Genomic DNA, 18,079 nt, shown 5'->3' with positions numbered 1-18,079 from the left:
CGCGCCGGCCTGCGAAGGGAGCGGACACCATGGGCGGCATCGGCGGCATCCTGGTCACGGGAGGCACGGGGAACCTGGGGGCGCTGGTCGTCGCCCGGCTGCGGGAGGCGGGGCACGAGGACGTCCGCGTGCTCAGCCGGCACGCACCCGTGTACCCGGTGGACCTGACGAACGGCGCCGGACTCGACGCGGCGATGGCCGGCGCCGAGGTGGTCGTGCACTGCGCGACCGCGACGCGCGGCGGTGACGAGGTGGCCGCCGGGCACCTGATCGAGGCGGCCCGGAGGGCCGGGACGGTCCGGAACATCGTCTACATCTCGATCGTGGGGGTGGACGAGGTCCCGCTCGGCTACTACCGGAGCAAGCTGGCGGTGGAGCGGCTGCTGGAGGCCTCCGGGCTCGGCGTGACGATTCTGCGGACCACGCAGTTCCACGACCTGGTGGCCCGGGTGTCCGCAACGGCGGCGAAGCTGCCGGTGGTCCTGCTGCCGAAGGGGGTGCGGGTGCAGCCGATCGCCGCCGGGGAGGTCGCGGACCGGCTCGCGGGCCTCTCGGTACCGGATCCGGCGGGCCGGGTCCCCGACATGGGCGGCCCCGAGACCCACGCGCTGACGGACCTGGGTCGCGCTTACCTGGCGGCGCGGGGCAGCCACCGGCGCGTCGTACCGCTCCCCCTGGCCGGCAAGGCGTACGCCGGGTTCGTCCGCGGCGGCAACCTGGCACCCGCGCACGCCGTGGGCACGCAGACCTTCGCGCAGTTCCTGGCCGGCCGCGGAGCCCGCTGAGGGCGGTCGGCCGTCCGGGGTCCGGGTCAGGCCCGGGTCAGGCCGTGAAGAGGACGGCCTGGGCCGACTCGCGGGCGGCGAGCCGCGCCCCCGTGAGCACCGCCGCGCCGCCGAGGGCCCCGGCGCGGACCTCGGTCGGGACGGGGCTCAGGGTGCCGAGGCGGCGGGCGACCCGGTCCGCCAGGGCGGGGCCTCCCGCGCAGCCGAGCTCCCCGCCGAGCACGACGCAGCCCGGGTCCAGGATCGCCGCGACGGCCGCCGCCCCGACGGCCAGCCGCTCGGCCAGGGCGTCGAGGAACTCCGGCCCGGCCGCGCCCGCTACGGCCGCCTCGACCGGCCCGTCGTAGCCGTGGGCGCGGGCGAGCGCGGCCACCGCGGACCGCCCGGTGAGCTGGTGGAAGCCGCCGTCGCAGTTCGTGGCCGAGGGGAGGCCGCCCGTCCCGGGCACCGGCAGGAAGCCGATCTCGCCCGCTCCGCCGGAGGCGCCCCGGCGCAGCCGCCCGTCCAGGACCACGGCGGCGCCGACGCCTTCGCCGAGCCACAGCAGGACGAAGGAGTCCAGGTCCCGGGCCGCGCCCGCCCGCTGTTCGGCCAGGGCGGCCAGGTTGGTCTCGTTCTCCACCACGACGACCGCGGGCAGCCGCCGCTGCACGGCAGCCACCAGGTCCCGGTGCCAGGCGGGCAGGCCCGCGGTGTCGCGGAGCTCCCCGGTGCCCGGGGCCACCAGCCCCGGCGCTCCGATCACCACCGTGTGGAGCCGGTCGGCGTCCGCTTCCCCGACGAGCTGCTCCAGCCGGTCCACCGCTTCCTCCACGGCGTCCACCGGCAGGTCGGCCTGGGCCAGCGGCCGGCCGAGGAGGTCGGCGACGACCGCCGTGGCGCTGTCCGTGCGTACGTCGAGCGCGGCGAGGTACGCCCGGCGCGCGACGATCCCGTAGAGCTTGGCGTTGGGTCCGCGCCGCTGTTCGCCGGATTCCCCGACGACCTCGATCAGTCCGGCGCCGGTGAGCCGTTCCACCAGGTCGGCCACGGAGGGGCGGGACAGGCCCGTCAGCTCCTTGAGCTGGGGCGCCGTCAGGGGTCCCTCCTCCTGGAGGAGTTCGAGGGCGAGCCGGTCGTTGATGGCCCGGGCCGTGCTGGGCGAGGCGGGGGACGGGGCGGGGGACGCGGCTCGGACGGTGGCGGCAGCGGTGGCGGCGGTGGCGGTCAGGGCCTTGGCAAGGGTCACGGCGCCCATCCTATGAGTTCCGGGGACTAACTATCAGGCAGGCTCCCTGATAGTTTACGTGTCATGACCGGGGAAACCGACCTCAGCCCGGCGCGACTGCGCCACGCCCGCTTCGCCATCGCCGGCGCCTTCTGCGCGCACGGCGCCGTCACCGGCTCCTTCGCCACCCGCATCCCCTGGATCCAGGAACACGCGCAGCTCAGCGCGGGCGCCCTGGGCCTGGCCCTCGCCTTCCCCGCGCTCGGCGCGGCCTTCACGATGCCGCTGGCCGGCCGCATCAACCACCGGTTCGGCGCACGCGCCGCCCTGCGGATGCTGCTGTCCCTCTGGACGCTCGCCCTCATCCTGCCGAGCCTGGCCCCGAACCTGTGGACGCTCTGCTTCGTGCTCTTCGTCTACGGAGCCACCGCCGGCATGTCGGACGTGGCGATGAACGCGCTGGGCGTGGAGACCGAGAACCGGCTCGGGCGCTCGATCATGTCCTCGCTGCACGGCATGTGGAGCGTGGGCGCCCTGATCGGCTCCGCCGCCGGCACGCTCGCCGCGCACTCCGGCGTCGACGCCCGCCTGCACCACCTGGCGGCCGCGCTCACCCTGACGCTGGTCGCGCTGCTCGTCGTACGGCGCGTCCTGGACCTGCGGACCGACACCGGTGGGGAGGAGGCGCCGCCGCACTTCGCGCTGCCCCCGAAGTCCGCGCTGTTCATCGGCGCGATCGGCTTCTGCGCGGTCTTCGCCGAGGGCGCCAGCCTCGACTGGTCCGCGGTGTACCTGCGGGACGTGCTGCACACGGACGCCGGCCTGGCCGCCGCCTCGACCACGGCCTTCGCGCTGACGATGGCGCTCGCCCGGCTGGCCGGGGACAAGGTCGTGGACCGGTTCGGAGCCGTACGCACGGTCCGCGCGGGCGGCGCCCTGGCCACCGCGGGCGGGCTGCTCGTGGTCCTGGTCCACCAGCCGGCCGCGGCCCTGGCCGGGTTCGGGCTGATCGGGCTCGGCATCGCGGTGGTGGTCCCGCTGGCCTTCGCGGCGGCCGCGCGCAGCGGGCCGGCCCCGGCGCAGGCCATCGCCGGTGTCGCGACGATCACGTACACCTCGGGGCTGATCGCCCCCTCGGCGATCGGCGCGGTGGCCGACGCGACCTCGCTGGTGGTCTCCTTCGGCCTGGTCACGCTGCTGTCGTTCGCGCTGATCGCGGGGGCGACCGTACTGCGGCAGCGGCCCGTGGCGGCCGGGGCCCCGGCCGCCAACCGGGACGAACCTGCCCCTATCCGGCCGTAATATGGCGCCTGGTCACCTACGGCCTCGTGGCGTGACCACGCTCCCGACGAACGACGCAGTACGAACGAAAAGCGGTGGAACATGGGCCTCGGCGTGCGCTGGACCCTGCACGGAGACGGGCGGACCCCCGCCCCCGGCGCGGTGGTGCGGCCGGACGAGCGGCTGTCGTGGCCGCGGACCGCCGGGCTGGGCGCCCAGCACGTCGTGGCCATGTTCGGGGCGAGCTTCGTGGCCCCGGTCCTCATGGGGCTGGACCCGAACCTCGCCATCATGATGTCCGGCGTCGCCACCGTCATCTTCCTGCTGGCCACCCGTGGCCGGGTCCCCTCGTACCTGGGCTGCTCGCTCTCCTTCGTGGGGGTCGCGGCGGCGATCCGGGCGAGCGGCGGCGACAGCGCGACGGTCACGGGCGCGGTCTTCGTCGTCGGTGCGGCCCTCTTCCTGGCGGGGCTGGCGGTCCAGCGGTTCGGGGCCCGGATCATCCACGCGGCGATGCCGCCGGTGGTCACGGGCGCGGTCGTGATGCTGATCGGTTTCAACCTGGCGCCCGTGACGGCGTCCACGTACTGGCCGCAGGACCAGTGGACGGCCCTGCTGACGATGCTGTTCACCGGGCTGGCCGTGGTCTGCCTGCGGGGCTTCTGGTCGCGGATCGCGATCTTCCTCGGCCTGATCTTCGGGTACGGCATCTCCTGGGTCTTCGACCTCGTCTTCGGCAAGATCCACTCGACGACGGGCGGCCCCGAGGCCGTGGACCACTGGCGGCTCGACCTGTCGGGGGTCGCCAAGGCCGACTGGATCGGACTGCCGACCTTCCACGCGCCGCAGTTCGAATGGTCGGCGATCCTGATCGCGCTGCCGGTGGTCATCGCACTGATCGCGGAGAACGCCGGACACATCAAGGCCGTCGGCGAGATGACGGGCGACCCGCTCGACGACAAGCTGGGCACGGCCATCGCGGCCGACGGCGCCGCGTCGATGCTGTCCACGGCGGTGGGCGGCCCGCCGAACACCACCTACTCCGAGAACATCGGCGTCATGGCCGCCACCCGCGTCTACTCCACGGCGGCCTACTGGGCGGCGGCCGGCTTCGCCCTCCTCTTCGGCCTGTGCCCGAAGTTCGGCGCGGTCGTCGCCGCGATCCCCGGCGGGGTGCTGGGCGGGATCACCGTGATCCTGTACGGCATGATCGGCCTGCTCGGCGCGCAGATCTGGATCAACGGCCGGGTGGACCTGCGCAATCCGCTGAACCTGGTGCCGGCCGCGGCGGGCATCATCATCGGCGTCGGCGGGGTCAAGCTGAACATCACCGACAGCTTCGAGCTCGGCGGGATCGCGCTCGGCACGATCGTCGTGATCACCGGCTACCACGCCCTGCGGTACTTCGCCCCGGCGCACCTGAAGCAGCAGGAACCGCTGCTGGACTCGGGCACCTCCGCGTACGACGACACGGCTGCCGGGGAGCCCGGCGACAAGCGGGGTTGACGGAGTTTCGCCCGAACCGGGGAAGCGTACGGCCAAGTTCCCCTGATCCCGGCCCGCGGCTGCGACGCTGCGTCCCATGGTCCCCATGGAAGCGGTGCTGGCGCGGATGCGCGCCCTGGACGAGCGGCTCCCCGAGCGGGACGGCGTCGCCGTCTTCAACCGGGTGTACCTCACGGTGACGCAGACCCTGCACGAGGGGATCGCGCACGGCGCGTTCCCCTCGCCCCGCCGGGCGGAAGCGCTCAGCGTCCGCTTCGCCGAGCGCTACCTGACGGCGGTGGAGGCCGACCGGGCCCCGGCGTGCTGGCGGCCGCTCCTCCAGTACCGCCGCCACCCCGGGATCCGGCCCCTCCAGCACGCACTGGCCGGGATCAACGCGCACATCGGCCACGACCTGGCCCTGGCGGTGGTCGCCACCTGCCGCTCGCTCGACTGCGAACCGGCCGCGCTCGAAGCGGACTTCGACCGGGTCGGAGACACCCTGGTCTCCCTGGAGGAACACATCCGGGAGGACCTGATGCCGGGCCCGGACCTGCTGGAGATCGCGGACCCCCTGACGCACCTGCTGGGCGCCTGGAGCCTGGACCGGGCCCGCGCGGGGGCCTGGGCGTCGGCCCGCCTGCTCTGGTCGCTGCGCCGCTCCCCCGACCTGGCGGAGGAGTTCACCGAGTCCCTCGACGCGGGCGTCGGCCTGGTCGGCCGCTGCCTGCTGACACCGACGGGCTGAAGCCCGGGCGCACACCCAGGGGATCCGGCCTAGCCTGGTGGCATGGCTACGGTGCGGGTCGGCGGGGTCGAGGTCGCCTATGCGCGTACGGGGCAGGGCCCGCCCCTGGTCCTCGTGCACGGAGCGGGCCTGGACGGCCGCATGTGGCAGCCGCAACTCGACGGCCTCGCAGATGAGTTCACCGTCGTGGCCTGGGACGAGCCGGGCGCGGGGAACTCCTCGGACCTGCCGGCCGGCTTCGGCTTGGCGGACTTCGCGCACTGCCTCGCCGCGGTGATCGAGGCGCTGCGGCTCGGCCCGGCCCACGTGGCCGGGCTCTCCTGGGGCGGGACGGTCGCCCTGGAGCTGTACCGCCACTGTCCGGAGCTGGTCAGGACGCTGCTCCTGGTCGACACGTACGCCGGGTGGAAGGGCTCGCTGCCGCCGGAGGAGGTGGCGGCCCGGGTCGCGGGGACCGAGCGGATGCTCGCGGCGCCCCGGGAGCAGTTCGATCCGGCACTGCCGGGGCTGTTCGCCGGTGACCCGCCCGCGGCGTTCGTCCCCCTGCTCGACGCGATGGCCGCCGCGGTGCGGCCGGAGACCATGGGGGCGGAGCTGTCCATGATGGCCGGGGCCGACCAGCGCGACCTGCTGCCCACGATCACGGCGGCGACCCTGCTCCTCTGGGGCGAGCTCGACGTGCGGTCGCCCTTGAGCGTCGCCCGCGCCTTCGAGGACGCGATCCCGGACGCCGAGCTCGTGGTGCTCCCCGGCGCGGGCCACATCAGCAACCTCGAAACACCGGACCGCTTCAACCACGCCGTCCGCACCTTCTGCCGCGCCCACCCGTGACCGGGCGCCCCTGGGGGTGTCGTACCCCCTAGGGTCGACCGCATGACCAGCTTCGCCACGCACCGGCTCCGCGTGCACGACGCCGCGCTGCCGGCCCACCGGCGGATGTCGGCCCTGCGCACCTGCCTGACCGAATTCGCACCGTACGGGCTTCGCGCGACCTTCCACCACCTGCGCGGCAGTGCGGGGATCCCCCGGGACCTTGCCCGGGATCCCGAATCGCTGGTGCGGGCGGTGGAGGAGCTGCAGGCCGCCCGGGAGCTCTGGCTGGCTGCCCTGCGGCCGTGGCAGAAAGCGCGCCGGCTCCAGAAGCATGCCGGGATCCGGGTGCCGGACCCGGCCGAGCCGCCGAGACGCGTGTGGTGCCCGAACCCGGAGTTCCATCCGCTGGGAACGCTCACCGAGGTGATGCCCCGCATCGTGCGGGCCCGGCAGTACGCGGGCCCCGGCTGCGCGGTGTGCGGGGCCGACCACGGGGAAGTGGGTTGGGCCGACGGCCATCAGATGCACTGGCTCTGCGCGCACTGCGGGGTCGAGCGCGGCCCGGTGGAGTGGACGCCCGACGATCCCGGCCTGGCACGGCTGCGCGCCGGGCGGTGGCAGGCCGTGTGGCGCGGCGACGCGGAGTGGGACAGGCCCGGCGCGGCGAGTCCTCCGCTGCTGACCCGGGCGGGCCGCCCGGCGGCGCGGGCATGAGTACGGGCCGCCCCCGCGCTCGCGCACGCGGGGGCGGCCCGTGGTCACGGGGCCGGAGGGCCTGGGAGGTCAGTCCTCCGGGAGTTCGACCGGGGCTATCTCGTCGTAGACGTCGCCCGGGCCGGGGTTGGTGGAGTCCGTGGAGCCGCCGAGGTGGTGCATGACGCCCCAGACGGCGTTGAGGGCCGTCTGGACCGCGCCCTCCGCCCAGCCCGCCGTCCAGGAGATGTCGTCGCCCGCGAGGAAGATGCCGCGCTTGTCCTCGGGGAGGCGGTCCTGCATGAAGTGGGTGAACAGGCGCCGCTGGTAGCGGTAGTGGCCCGGCAGGTTGGCCTTGAACGCGCCCATGAAGTAGGGCTCGTTCTCCCAGGACACGGTCACCGGGTTGCCGATGATGTGACGGCGGATGTCGACCTTGGGGTAGATCTCGCCGAGGGACTTCAGCATGACCTCCATCCGCTCGTTCGCGGACAGCGGCAGCCACTTGAGGCTGTCGTCGCACCAGGTGTAGGAGAGGCAGATGACGGCCGGCTTGTCGGGGCCGTTGTCGAGGAGGTACGTGCCTCGGGTCATGCGGTCGGTCAGGGTCATCGACATGACGTCGCGGCCCGTCTCCTCGTCCTTGTCCAGCCAGAAGGGACGGTCGACCGGGATGAAGAGCTTCGACGACTCCATGTAGTGGGTGCGCTCGATCGCCGTCCAGTGGTCGATCGGGAAGAGCGTGTCGTCGCACGCGATCTTCGAGAGCAGCATCCAGGACTGGGCCGTGAAGATCGCGGCGCGGTACGTGCGGATGTCGCCGGTGGCGTCCGTGACCGTGATGCGGTTGCCCGCCGTGCGGTGCAGGCGGGTGACCGCCGGGCGCGGGGCGCCCCCGTGCAGGGAGGAGAGGGAGGTGCCCTGGGCCCAGTGCACGATCTTCTCCGGCTCGCGGTCCCACATGCGCAGCGGGAGCTGCTGCGAGCCGCCCACGATGCCGCGGTGGTGGTCGTCGGCCTCGGTGTAGACGACGCGCAGGATCTCCAGGATGGAGTTCGGGAAGTCGGTGTCCCAGCCGCCCGTGCCGAAGCCGACCTGGCCGAAGATCTCGCGCTTGCGGAAGGACTTGAAGGCCTCGGACTTGCAGAGGAACCCGTAGAAGGTCTCGTCGTCGAGCTTCTCGACGAGCTTCGCCCAGATCTCGCGGATGCGCGGGACGTCCCGCTCGCGCATCGCGGTGTTCATGTCGGAGAAGTCGGCGCCCTCGTCCAGGCAGGCGTTCCACGCGGCGGACACGTCGCGGTAGACCTGCGGGAGGTCGGCGATGGTCTCGGCGTAGTGGGTCTCGCCCTTGAGGTCGACGACCGTCGAGGGGGTGGCCTCGGCGAGCGGGTTCGGGAAGGGCTCGGTGACCAGGCCGACGAGGTCGATGTAGTGCTGCAGGGCCGTGGAGGACGGCGGGAAGCGCATGGCGCCCATCTCCGCGGTCAGCTCCTCGGTGCCCGCGCCCTCGAAGCCCACGGTGCGCAGCCGGCCGCCGATCTGGTCGGCCTCGTAGACGACGGGCTTGAGGCCCATCTTCATCAGCTCGTAGGCGGAGATGATGCCGGACAGCCCGCCGCCGATGACGGCGACCTCGGTGCCGTGCTCGGTCGCCGGTATCTGGCCGAGGCCCGCCGGGTGCGCGAGGAAGTCGTCGTACGCGTAGGGGAAGTCCGGGCCGAACATCGTGATCGGCTTCGATCCGTCGCTGTGCGGGACGGCGGTGGTGGGCACCGTGGACGTCATGGGGTACGACTCCTAGCGGGGTGGGGCAGGGGGGAAGGGCAGGCGGGGCGGGAGGTTCCCGGGGCGGGCGCGGGGCCGCGGTCAGACGAGCGAGGCGTACAGACCGGGGCGGCGGTCGCGCAGGTACGGGTTGGTCTCGCGCGAGACGCGCAGCAGCTCGGGATCGGCCTCGCCGAACACCAGCTCCTCGCCGCGGCCGGCCCGGGTCCGGGTGATCCCGTCGGGGCTCGCCAGGCAGCTGAGGCCGACGAACTCGAACTCGCCTTCCGGGCCGGTGCGGTTGACGTACGCGATGTACATCTGGTTCTCGAAGGCCCGTACGGGTACCAGCTGTTCGGCGACGAACTGGAACGGGTGCATCTGCGCGGTCGGCACCAGGAGGAGGTCGGTGCCGGCGAGCGCGTGCGCCCGGACGTTCTCGGGGAACTCCACGTCGTAGCAGATCATCACGCCGACGCGCAGGCCGCCGAGGTCCGCCTGGACCACCGGGGTGTCGCCGGGGGCGAACGCCGCCTGCTCGAAACAGCCGAAGAGGTGGGTCTTGCGGTAGTTCGCGAGCCGTTCCCCGTCGGGGCCGACGAGCTGCGCCGCGTTGTAGACGGCGTCCCCGTCCCGCTCGGGGTAGCCGTAGAGCACGGCCACCCCGTGGCGGCGGGCGATCTCGCCGATGGCGCGGGCGGACATGCCGTCGGCGGGTTCGGCGAGCCGGGAGATGTCCTCGAGCTCCAGCGCGTAGCCGGTCAGGAACATCTCCGAGGTCACGAGGAGCCCGGCCCCCGCCTGTGCGGCGCGGACCGCGGCCTCTTCGAGCGCCTTCAGGTTGTCGGCGGTGTCGCCGAGCCGTCCGGAACTCTGGAGGAGGGCGGTGCGCAGCGGGGGCATGGGCGTACCTCTGTGGCAGGAGGGGTGGGGGTCCCTCAACGGTACGTTCGCGCGTTCGACCGGGACAAGGCGTGACCGTTGCGCTCGGCGCATCGATTCGTTGCGTATCGGCGGGGGGAAACGGCGATTCGTTGCGCGAGCGCCGTACGAACGGTCCGAAAGGCCTCTCGGCCGGGGCCTACCGGCCCGGGCGGAAGGCCGGGTGAACGCTCAGCCTGCGCAGGTCTTCCAGGATGTCGGGAGCGTGGTTCGAGACCACCCGGCCGCTCCAGCCGTCGCAGAGGGCGGGGACCGTGAGCGTGCCGTCGTGGCCGTGCCCGGCGGCCTCGTAGGCGCGGCGGAGCGCGTCGTGCCCCGCCGGGTCGGAGCCGGGCCGCAGGACGGTCAGGGCCACGGTGTCCCGCAGGCCCAGGTCGGCGAAGGCGGCGGTGACGCCGAGGCAGCTCGGACAGTCGTCGGCGGCGACGTACAGCCGGTACCGGTGCGGCTCGGGCGAGAACCCGGTCCCGATGCGGCCCCGGAGGACGGCGGCCGCGGCGAGGCTCCGGGCGGGCACCGGGACGCGGCTCTGGGGAGGGGCAGGGAGGGGGGTGTGGGGAGGCGTCTGGGCAGGGGCCTGGAGGTGCGCCTGGGCAGGGGGCTGGACACGGGTCTGGGGCATGGCTCTCCTCGGTCTGTGTGCGTACGCGCGTGCTCGGCGGGGCCTCAGGAGGCCGGGGCCGTGGCACTGCAGACGCGGAGGAGATCTATGTGCAGCCGGCGGGTGAGCCAGGAGCGGCGCAGCGGGGTCGTGACGGAGCAAGGTGCGAGGGCGGAGGGTGTGGTTTCGGAGGGTGCGGCGAGCTGGTCCACCGGGCCCCCCTTCCTGTCCGCCACCCCCGTTAGGCTGGCGTTCGCAGTCTCATGGCACCGCCAGGGGCCGTCAAGACCGCCCGCACGACTCCGTACGCGTGCTCGTACGGGCAGCCGTACGACGGCCCGCGCACGTGCCCGTACGCGCGCCCGCGCCCGATGGAAGGAAGCTCCCGCCCATGTCCCGTGAGTCCCGGCCCGGTGCCGTCCTCGACAATCCCGTCTGGGCCGCGCTCGACGGCCCGCACCGGGGCTTCGCCGAGACCGGCCCCGCCGGGCTCGCCGCCCGATACGCGGCCGGGGTGTCGCCCTTCGCCGCGCTCGGCGACCCGGAGGATCCGCGGGCCTGGGCGGACCTGGCCGAGCTCGCCGGCCCCGGCCAGGAGGTCTGGGTGACCGGGCTGCCGACGCCGCCCGCGGACTGGGAGACCCTGATGTCGATACCTGGCGTACAGCTCGACGGCCGGGCCGTCCGGGGCAAGGAGGAGCCGGAGGCGGTCCTGCTGGGGCCGGCCGACGTGCCCGAGATGCTGGAGCTGGTCGAGCTGACCCGGCCCGGCCCGTTCGGGAAGCGCACCGTCGAGCTGGGCACGTACCTCGGGATCCGCCGCGGCGGCCGGCTCGTCGCGATGGCGGGCGAGCGGATGCGGCCGCCGGGCTGGTCGGAGATCAGCGCCGTCTGCACGCACCCCGAGCACCGGGGCGAGGGGCTCGCCGGGCGGCTGATCCGCGCGGTCGTGGCCGCCGTGGAGGAGCGCGGAGACTCCGCGTTCCTGCACGCCGCGGCGGAGAACCGCGGGGCCGTGGGGCTGTACCTCTCGATGGGGTTCACCCTGCGCCGCGAGCCGGTGTTCATCGGGCTTCGTACGCCCGACACGAAGGCTTAACACGGATTGACATGCGATCCGTTGTGGCCCGGCCCCTCCTGATCTAGCGTCGGAAGCACGACCGTGGGCACGACCGCGGACCGACGAGCGAGGGGGTGGCCCGGCATGACCGTACGAACCGCCGCTGCCGCCCTCACCCCGCGCCGTGCCGTCCGGCTGCACTCCCGCGCGCACATCGACCTCCTGCGCGTCGCCGGCTCCCTCTGTCGTTCCTGATCAGCGTTTCGCGATCCGCTCCGCCTTTCGCCGCGCCGCCCGATCAGGAGGCAGTTCCGCCATGCCCGTGCACCCTTCGCCGTCCCCGTCCCCGTCCCCGTCCCCGTCCTCTGCGTCCTCCCCCGCGCTCCGTCTCGCCGTGGCCCTCGACGGTGCCGGCTGGCATCCCGCCGCCTGGCGCGAACCGGGTGCGGAGGCCGGCCGGCTGTTCACCGCCGGTTACTGGGCCGCGCTCGCCGTCGAGGCCGAGGCCGGGCTGCTGGACTTCGTCACCTTCGAGGACTCGCTGAGCCTGCAGTCCACCGATCCGGCCGGGCCCGACGGCCGCACCGACCTGGTGCGGGGCCGGCTCGACGCGGTGCTGGTCGCCGCCCGGGTGGCGCCGCTGACCCGGCACATCGGGCTGGTGCCGAGCGTGGTGGCCACCCACACGGAGCCGTTCCACGTCTCCAAGGCGCTCGCGACCCTGGACCACGTGAGCCGCGGGCGCGCCGGGCTGCGCATCCAGATCTCCGAACGGCCCGACGAGGTACGCCACTTCGGGCGCCGTACGGCTCCGCCGGCCCGGGCCGAGCTGTACGGGGAGGCGGCCGACCACGTCGAGGTGGTGCGGCGGCTGTGGGACAGCTGGGAGGACGGCGCCGAGATCCGCGACGTGGCCACGGGACGGTTCATCGACCGCACCAAGCTGCACTACATCGACTTCGAGGGCCCCCGGTTCAGCGTGAAGGGCCCCTCGATCACCCCGCGGCCGCCCCAGGGCCTGCCCCCGGTGAGCGCGCTCGCCTCGGACGCCGCCGTGTATCCCTTCCTCGCCCGGTCGGCCGACATCGGCTACCTGCCCGCGCACGATGCCGGCGAGATCCGCGCCGCCGTCGCCGCGCTCCCCGGCACCCCGCACCTGTTCGGCGAGCTGACGGTCTTCCTCGACGAGCGGCCGGCCGCGGCGGAGCGCCGGCTCCAGCGGCTGGACGCCGCGTACGGGGCCGCGTACACGAGTGACGCCCCCGCCTTCGCGGGGACTCCGGCGGGCCTCGCCGACCTGCTTCTGGAGGGTCGGGAGGCCGGGCTGACGGGCTTCCGGCTGCGGCCGGGGGTGCTCGCCCACGACCTTCCGGCGATCACCCGCGGCCTGGTGCCGGAGCTCCAGCGGCGCGGGGCGTTCCGGCGGGCCTACGAGGCCTCCTCGCTCCGCGGCCTGCTGGGGCTGCCGCGCCCGGCGAACCGGTACGCCGCCGGCCGGCCGGCCCCTGCCGGGTCCCCCGACGCCCCTGCTTCCCCTGCCGCCTGATCCCCCAGGAAGGACCGACAGCACCCATGAGCAAGCCGCTCAAGCAGATCCATCTCGCGGCGCACTTCCCCGGGGTCAACAGCACCACCGTGTGGAGCGACCCCGCCGCCGGGAGCCAGATCGACTTCGATTCCTTCGTCCATTTCGCGCGGACCGCCGAGCGCGCGAAGTTCGACTTCCTCTTCCTCGCCGAGGGCCTGCGCCTGCGCGAACAGGGAGGCGAGATCTACGACTTGGACGTGGTGGGCCGCCCGGACACCTTCACCGTGCTGGCGGCGCTCGCCGCCGTCACCGAACACCTCGGGCTGACCGGCACCATCAACTCCACCTTCAACGAACCGTACGAGGTGGCCCGCCAGTTCGCCTCCCTCGACCACCTGTCGGGTGGCCGCGCCGCCTGGAACGTGGTCACCTCCTGGGACGCCTTCACCGGGGAGAACTTCCGGCGCGGCGGTTTCCTGCCGCGCGAAGAACGCTACGAGCGGGCAAGGGAGTTCCTCGACACCGCCCACGAGCTCTTCGACTCCTGGGACGGCGGCGAGATCCTCGCCGACCCGGCCTCCGGGGAGTTCCTGCGGGACGCGGACCCCGGCGCCTTCGCCCACCGCGGCAAGCAGTTCGACATCTCCGGGCACTTCAACGTGCCGCGCAGCCCCCAGGGCCGGCCGGTGATCTTCCAGGCGGGCGATTCGGACGAGGGGCGGGAGTTCGCCGCGGCCTCCGCGGATGCCATCTTCGGCCGGTACGGCACGCTGGACGAGGGCCGCGCCTTCTACGCGGACGTCAAGGGGCGCCTGGCCCGGTACGGGCGCACCCCCGACGACCTGAAGATCCTCCCGGCGGCGACCTTCGTGCTCGGCGACACGGACGCCGAGGCGCGGGAGCTGGCCCACGAGGTGCGGCGCCTGCAGGTCAGCGGGGCGACCGCGATCAAGTACCTGGAGCACGTGTGGAACCGGGACCTGTCGGGCTACGACCCGGACGGACCGCTGCCGGACGTGGATCCCGAGCCCGGGGAGAACACCATCGCGCTGGGCCGGGCGAGCGTGCGGATGAACCGCGACCCGGTGGCCGTCGCGCGGGAGTGGCGGGAGCGGGCGGCCGCCGGGGGCCTGTCGATCCGGGAACTGGTGATCGAGACGACCGCCCGGCAGTCCTTCGTGGGCTCGCCGCTGACCGTCGCCCAGGCCATCGACGCCCTGGTCCAGGCGGACGCGGCCGACGGGTTCATCCTGGTCCCGCACCTGACCCCGGGCGGGCTCGACGCCTTCGCGGACACCGTCGTCCCGCTGCTCCAGGAGCGCGGGGTGTTCCGCCGGGAGTACGCCGGCCCGACGCTGCGCGACCACCTCGGGCTGGCCGCGCCCCGCGCGCTCGCCCCCGTCCGCGGCTGACTCCGGCCGCGGCCGACCCCGGCCCCGGCCCCGCAGGACCCCGCCCGAAGCCCGTCCCGGGCCCGTCCTGAGCACGTCCCACAGAAGGGGGAACACCATGCCCGGCATCCCGCTCGGGGTCCTCGACCTCGTCCCGGTCCCGTCCGGCTCCACGGCGGCCGAGGCCCTGCGCAGCAGCGTCGACCTGGCCCGGCAGAGCGAACGGTTCGGCTACGTCCGCTACTGGTTCGCCGAGCACCACCTGAATCCGGGGGTCGCGGGGACCTCGCCCGCCGTGGTGCTGGCGCTGACCGCCTCGGCCACCTCCACGATCCGGATCGGCTCGGGGGCCGTCCAGCTCGGGCACCGCACGGCCCTGTCGACGGTCGAGGAGTTCGGCCTGCTGGACGCGGTGCACCCGGGGCGGATCGACCTGGGTCTGGGGCGCTCGGCGGGCGGCCCGCCGGCGCGCCGTGCCGGGGCCGCGCCGCCGGTGGCGTACACCACGGCGAACGGCCTGCGGATACCGAAGCCCTTCTCCTTCGCCCACCTGCGCGATCATCCGCGGATCGCGCTCCAGCAGCGGCTGTTGCAGCTGCCGGGGGCCACGGCGCAGGAGTATGCCGAGCAAGTGGGCGACGTACTGGCCCTGTTGCGCGGGGAGTACCGCTCGCCGGACGGGGTGGAAGCGCATGCCGTGCCCGGGGAGGGCGCCGATGTGCAGGTGTGGGTGCTGGGGAGCAGCGCGGGGGTGAGCGCGGAGACGGCCGGGGCGAACGGGCTCCGGTTCGCGGCGAACTACCACGTCAGCCCGGCGAGCGTGCTGGAGGCGGCCGAGGCCTACCGGGCCGCGTTCAAGCCCTCGGCCGGGCCGGGCGGGCTGGACCGGCCGCACCTGACGGTGTCCGCCGATGTCGTGGTGGCCCCGGACGACGCCGAGGCGCAGGAGCTGGCCGCCGGGTACGCGCCGTGGGTGCACAGCATCCGGTCCGGTGAAGGTGCGATCCCCTTCCCCTCGCCGGAGGAGGCCCGCGCCCTGACCCGGGGCTGGTCCACGGCGGAGCACGAGCTGGTCGCGGACCGGGTGGAGACGCAGTTCGCCGGTTCGCCGGCCACCGTCGCCGACCAGCTGGAGCGGCTGCGGGAGGCGACCGGTGCGGACGAGCTGCTGATCACCACGATCACGCACGGGCACGCCGACCGGGTGCGCTCGTACCGGCTGCTGGCCGGGGAGTGGGCGCGGCGGGGGCATCTGCGCTGGTAGGCAGGGCCGTTGTGGGGATGTCCGCGGGTGGGGACGTCGCGGGCCGGGATGTCCGCGGGCGGGTTTGGCGCGGAGCGGAGCGGTCAGACGCTGGGGAGGACAGTCTGCGACCTCACCGCGAAAGGGAACCGTCATGAACCGCAGCCCCTCCAGGGCCACCGCGTCCACCGCACCTCCCGCGACTCCCCGCATCCCGGCGGCCCGCGTCGCCCGGCTGCCCGGGTCCGCCGGACACCACTGGCAGTGGCAGTCGCGGGCCGCCTGCCGCGAGCTCGGCTCGACGCGGTTCTTCCATCCCGCGGACGAGCGGGGCGAGGACCGGGAGCAGCGTGACGAGGCCGCGAAGCGGGTCTGCGCCGGCTGCCCGGTGCGCACGGAGTGCATGGAGCACGCCCTGCGCACGCGGGAGCCGTACGGGGTGTGGGGCGGTCTGACCGAGGAGGAGCGCCGCGTCCTGCTGCGCAAGCGCGGGAAGCGGGCGGTGGGGACCCCTACGCCGGCGCGCCGGAGGTGAAGCGGCGCAGGAGCGGGGAGAGGACGAGGACGGATTTGGTGCGCTCCACGAAGGGCTCGCCCGCGATCCGCTCCAGCACCCGCTCGAAGTGCCGCATGTCGGAGGCGAAGATCTGGACGAGGGCGTCCGCGTCGCCGGTGACGGTCGACGCGGACACCACCTCGGGGTAGCGCTCCAGCCCCCGCCGGATGTCGTCCGGCGAGGTGTTGTGGCGGCAGTACATCTCGATGAAGCCCTCGGTCTCCCAGCCCATCGAGGCGGGGTCCACGCGGACGGTGAAGCCGGTGATGGCTCCCTCGGCGCGCAGCCGGTCCACACGCCGTTTGACGGCGGGGGCCGAGAGTCCGACCTCGGAGCCGATGTCCGCGAAGGAGCGGCGGGCGTCCTTGGCCAGGGCGTGCACGATGCGTTCGTCGAGATCGTTCAGTCGCACTACGGGTGGATCACTTTTCTGCTGTGGCCGGCTGCGTGGCGGTCGGCCGGTCCGTGGCCAGTCGGGAGCGGCGGATGCCGTACTGGAAGTAGACCACGAGGCCAACGGCCATCCAGCCACCGAAGACGATCCAGGTGGCGGTGTCCAGGCTGAACATCATGTAGCCGCAGGCGAGCAGGCCCAGGATCGGCGTGATCGGGAAGAGCGCCACCTTGAAGGTGCGCGGCATGTCGGGGCGGGTCTTGCGCAGGATGACGACGGCGACGTTGACGAGGCCGAAGGCGAAGAGGGTGCCGATGCTGGTGGCGTCCGCCAGCTTGCCGAGCGGGATGAAGGCGGCGAGCGTTCCGCAGAAGAGGGAGACGATCACCACGTTGGCGCGGGGGGCGCCGCTCTTGGCGTCGACCCGGGCGAAGACCTTGGGCACGAGGCCGTCGCGGGACATGGCGAAGAGGATGCGGGTCTGGCCGTAGAGGACGGCGAAGACGACGGAGGCGATGGCCACGACGGCGCCGGCGGCCAGGACGACGCCCCAGAAGGTGTGGCCGGAGACGTCGGTCATGATCTGGGCGAGCGCGGCCTCGGTGCCCTCGAAGTCCTGCCACGGCATGGCGCCGACGGCGACGAAGGCGACGAGGACGTAGAGCACGGTCACGATCAGCAGCGAGAGCATGATCGCGCGGGGCAGGTCGCGCTTGGGGTTCTTCGCCTCTTCACCGGCGGTGGAGGCGGCGTCGAAGCCGATGTACGAGAAGAAGAGCGTGGCGGCGCCGGCGCTGATGCCGGTGATGCCGAGCGGCGCGAGCGGGGCGTAGTTGCCGGCCTTGATGCCCATGAAGCCGATGCCGATGAAGAGCAGCAGGGTGACGATCTTCACGCCGACCATGATCGAGTTGATCCGGGCGCTCTCCTTGGCGCCGCGCATCAGGAAGACCATGGCGAGCAGGACGACGACCAGGGCCGGCAGGTTGATGAAGCCGCCCTCACCCAGCGGGGCCGAGACGGCGTCGGGGATGGTGACGCCTATGGTCCCGTCGAGGAGCTCGTTGAGGTACTCGCCCCAGCCGACGGCGACGGCTGCGACGGAGACCCCGTACTCCAGGACCAGGCACCAGCCGCAGACCCAGGCGACGAGCTCGCCCATGGTGGCGTACGAGTACGAGTACGAGGATCCGGAGACCGGCACCGATCCGGCCAGCTCCGCGTAGGAGAGGGCCGAGAAGAGGGCGGTCAGGCCCGCGATGACGAAGGAGATCGTGACGGCGGGGCCGGCCTTGGGGGCCGCGGTGCCGAGGACGACGAAGATGCCGGTGCCGAGCGTCGCACCGATGCTGATCATGGTCAGCTGCCACATGGTGAGCGAGCGGCGCAGGATGCCGCCCTCGCCCTGGCCGCCCTCGGCGACCAGCTGCTCCACCGGCTTGCGGCGCAGGAGCGGGTGGGCGGGCTTGCGCGGCGCCCCGGGGGCGGGAGCGAGCGGGGGCGCCTGGCCGTGATCGAGCACGAGGGGACTCCTTAGTCACTGCGGGTGGGGTTGTCTGGCATCGACCGCAGCGGTCCGGAGCAG

19 protein-coding genes are annotated in these 18,079 nt (G+C 73.6%); 12 read left to right on the top strand and 7 right to left on the bottom strand.

The window, feature by feature from the left end; genetic code table 11:
- Positions 1-38: 38 nt before the first annotated feature.
- Complete coding sequence (locus ACZ60J_RS26355; RefSeq protein WP_469685613.1) at positions 39-785, top strand: SDR family oxidoreductase; 747 nt, start codon at positions 39-41, stop codon at positions 783-785.
- A 37-nt stretch (positions 786-822) separates the two neighbouring features.
- Here ACZ60J_RS26355 and ACZ60J_RS26350 read toward each other — a convergent pair whose 3' ends face one another.
- A complete protein-coding gene (locus tag ACZ60J_RS26350) occupies positions 823-2,022 on the bottom strand; it encodes an ROK family transcriptional regulator (RefSeq protein ID WP_469685492.1) in 1,200 nt (399 codons plus the stop codon).
- A 54-nt stretch (positions 2,023-2,076) separates the two neighbouring features.
- Here ACZ60J_RS26350 and ACZ60J_RS26345 point away from each other — a divergent pair, with 54 nt between their 5' ends.
- From ACZ60J_RS26345 to ACZ60J_RS26325, 5 genes are all read left to right on the top strand, one after another.
- Positions 2,077-3,294, top strand: a complete 1,218-nt coding sequence (locus tag ACZ60J_RS26345; RefSeq protein ID WP_469685490.1) for an MFS transporter — start codon at positions 2,077-2,079, stop codon at positions 3,292-3,294.
- Positions 3,295-3,375: 81 nt separating this feature from the next.
- On the top strand, positions 3,376-4,779 hold the full coding sequence (locus ACZ60J_RS26340; RefSeq protein ID WP_469685489.1) for a uracil-xanthine permease family protein: 1,404 nt from the start codon (positions 3,376-3,378) through the stop codon (positions 4,777-4,779).
- Positions 4,780-4,864: 85 nt separating this feature from the next.
- Positions 4,865-5,506 (top strand): DUF5995 family protein, encoded by a 642-nt coding sequence (locus tag ACZ60J_RS26335; RefSeq protein ID WP_274551699.1) that lies wholly within the window; start codon positions 4,865-4,867, stop codon positions 5,504-5,506.
- 42 nt (positions 5,507-5,548) lie between these two features.
- Complete coding sequence (locus ACZ60J_RS26330; RefSeq protein WP_469685488.1) at positions 5,549-6,337, top strand: alpha/beta fold hydrolase; 789 nt, start codon at positions 5,549-5,551, stop codon at positions 6,335-6,337.
- 42 nt (positions 6,338-6,379) lie between these two features.
- Positions 6,380-7,033 carry a hypothetical protein gene (locus ACZ60J_RS26325; protein WP_469685487.1) on the top strand — a complete coding sequence of 218 codons (654 nt, stop codon included), beginning with the start codon at positions 6,380-6,382 and terminating at the stop codon, positions 7,031-7,033.
- 69 nt (positions 7,034-7,102) lie between these two features.
- On the opposite strand, the gene ACZ60J_RS26320 is transcribed toward ACZ60J_RS26325, so the two are convergent.
- The 4 genes from ACZ60J_RS26320 to ACZ60J_RS26305 all read right to left on the bottom strand — a co-directional run bounded on the left by ACZ60J_RS26320 (position 7,103) and on the right by ACZ60J_RS26305 (position 10,558).
- On the bottom strand, positions 7,103-8,800 hold the full coding sequence (locus ACZ60J_RS26320) for a flavin monoamine oxidase family protein (RefSeq protein ID WP_469685486.1): 1,698 nt from the start codon (positions 8,798-8,800) through the stop codon (positions 7,103-7,105).
- 81 nt (positions 8,801-8,881) lie between these two features.
- Positions 8,882-9,682: a carbon-nitrogen hydrolase family protein gene (locus ACZ60J_RS26315; protein WP_469685484.1), complete on the bottom strand. Its 801-nt coding sequence runs from the start codon at positions 9,680-9,682 to the stop codon at positions 8,882-8,884.
- Positions 9,683-9,860: 178 nt separating this feature from the next.
- Positions 9,861-10,343: a hypothetical protein gene (locus ACZ60J_RS26310; RefSeq protein ID WP_469685483.1), complete on the bottom strand. Its 483-nt coding sequence runs from the start codon at positions 10,341-10,343 to the stop codon at positions 9,861-9,863.
- Between the two features lie 44 nt (positions 10,344-10,387).
- Complete coding sequence (locus ACZ60J_RS26305) at positions 10,388-10,558, bottom strand: hypothetical protein (protein WP_469685481.1); 171 nt, start codon at positions 10,556-10,558, stop codon at positions 10,388-10,390.
- 155 nt (positions 10,559-10,713) lie between these two features.
- On the opposite strand from ACZ60J_RS26305, the gene ACZ60J_RS26300 reads away from it, so the two are divergent.
- From ACZ60J_RS26300 to ACZ60J_RS26275, 6 genes are all read left to right on the top strand, one after another.
- Positions 10,714-11,421, top strand: a complete 708-nt coding sequence (locus ACZ60J_RS26300) for a GNAT family N-acetyltransferase (protein ID WP_469685480.1) — start codon at positions 10,714-10,716, stop codon at positions 11,419-11,421.
- A 105-nt stretch (positions 11,422-11,526) separates the two neighbouring features.
- Entirely contained in the window at positions 11,527-11,637 is a 111-nt protein-coding gene (locus ACZ60J_RS26295; protein WP_351439380.1) for a putative leader peptide, read from the top strand.
- 61 nt (positions 11,638-11,698) lie between these two features.
- Complete coding sequence (locus ACZ60J_RS26290) at positions 11,699-12,928, top strand: LLM class flavin-dependent oxidoreductase (protein ID WP_469685478.1); 1,230 nt, start codon at positions 11,699-11,701, stop codon at positions 12,926-12,928.
- A gap of 26 nt (positions 12,929-12,954) precedes the next feature.
- Complete coding sequence (locus ACZ60J_RS26285) at positions 12,955-14,322, top strand: NtaA/DmoA family FMN-dependent monooxygenase (RefSeq protein ID WP_469685476.1); 1,368 nt, start codon at positions 12,955-12,957, stop codon at positions 14,320-14,322.
- 97 nt (positions 14,323-14,419) lie between these two features.
- Positions 14,420-15,565, top strand: a complete 1,146-nt coding sequence (locus tag ACZ60J_RS26280; protein ID WP_469685475.1) for an LLM class flavin-dependent oxidoreductase — start codon at positions 14,420-14,422, stop codon at positions 15,563-15,565.
- A gap of 133 nt (positions 15,566-15,698) precedes the next feature.
- Positions 15,699-16,079 carry a WhiB family transcriptional regulator gene (locus ACZ60J_RS26275; RefSeq protein ID WP_469685473.1) on the top strand — a complete coding sequence of 127 codons (381 nt, stop codon included), beginning with the start codon at positions 15,699-15,701 and terminating at the stop codon, positions 16,077-16,079.
- Here ACZ60J_RS26275 and ACZ60J_RS26270 read toward each other — a convergent pair.
- Positions 16,057-16,512 (bottom strand): Lrp/AsnC family transcriptional regulator, encoded by a 456-nt coding sequence (locus ACZ60J_RS26270; RefSeq protein WP_243334460.1) that lies wholly within the window; start codon positions 16,510-16,512, stop codon positions 16,057-16,059. The two genes, ACZ60J_RS26275 and ACZ60J_RS26270, sit on opposite strands and share 23 nt — an antisense overlap.
- Before the next feature lie 10 nt (positions 16,513-16,522).
- Positions 16,523-18,016 carry an amino acid permease gene (locus ACZ60J_RS26265; protein WP_469685471.1) on the bottom strand — a complete coding sequence of 498 codons (1,494 nt, stop codon included), beginning with the start codon at positions 18,014-18,016 and terminating at the stop codon, positions 16,523-16,525.
- Positions 18,017-18,079: the final 63 nt, after the last annotated feature.

It is taken from the genome of Streptomyces sp. NPDC104226, from assembly GCF_055584085.1.
This window is presented reverse-complemented; position numbering and strand designations above follow the sequence as displayed.

Coding starts and splice junctions, on each gene's coding strand:
- ACZ60J_RS26320 (WP_469685486.1), bottom strand. CDS start 8,800: ATGACGTCCACGGTGCCCACCACCGCCGTCCCGCACAGCGACGGATCG.
- ACZ60J_RS26335 (WP_274551699.1), top strand. CDS start 4,865: ATGGAAGCGGTGCTGGCGCGGATGCGCGCCCTGGACGAGCGGCTCCCC.
- ACZ60J_RS26280 (WP_469685475.1), top strand. CDS start 14,420: ATGCCCGGCATCCCGCTCGGGGTCCTCGACCTCGTCCCGGTCCCGTCC.
- ACZ60J_RS26300 (WP_469685480.1), top strand. CDS start 10,714: ATGTCCCGTGAGTCCCGGCCCGGTGCCGTCCTCGACAATCCCGTCTGG.
- ACZ60J_RS26325 (WP_469685487.1), top strand. CDS start 6,380: ATGACCAGCTTCGCCACGCACCGGCTCCGCGTGCACGACGCCGCGCTG.
- ACZ60J_RS26290 (WP_469685478.1), top strand. CDS start 11,699: ATGCCCGTGCACCCTTCGCCGTCCCCGTCCCCGTCCCCGTCCCCGTCC.
- ACZ60J_RS26350 (WP_469685492.1), bottom strand. CDS start 2,022: ATGGGCGCCGTGACCCTTGCCAAGGCCCTGACCGCCACCGCCGCCACC.
- ACZ60J_RS26345 (WP_469685490.1), top strand. CDS start 2,077: ATGACCGGGGAAACCGACCTCAGCCCGGCGCGACTGCGCCACGCCCGC.
- ACZ60J_RS26315 (WP_469685484.1), bottom strand. CDS start 9,682: ATGCCCCCGCTGCGCACCGCCCTCCTCCAGAGTTCCGGACGGCTCGGC.
- ACZ60J_RS26310 (WP_469685483.1), bottom strand. CDS start 10,343: ATGCCCCAGACCCGTGTCCAGCCCCCTGCCCAGGCGCACCTCCAGGCC.
- ACZ60J_RS26275 (WP_469685473.1), top strand. CDS start 15,699: ATGAACCGCAGCCCCTCCAGGGCCACCGCGTCCACCGCACCTCCCGCG.
- ACZ60J_RS26295 (WP_351439380.1), top strand. CDS start 11,527: ATGACCGTACGAACCGCCGCTGCCGCCCTCACCCCGCGCCGTGCCGTC.
- ACZ60J_RS26330 (WP_469685488.1), top strand. CDS start 5,549: ATGGCTACGGTGCGGGTCGGCGGGGTCGAGGTCGCCTATGCGCGTACG.
- ACZ60J_RS26285 (WP_469685476.1), top strand. CDS start 12,955: ATGAGCAAGCCGCTCAAGCAGATCCATCTCGCGGCGCACTTCCCCGGG.
- ACZ60J_RS26340 (WP_469685489.1), top strand. CDS start 3,376: ATGGGCCTCGGCGTGCGCTGGACCCTGCACGGAGACGGGCGGACCCCC.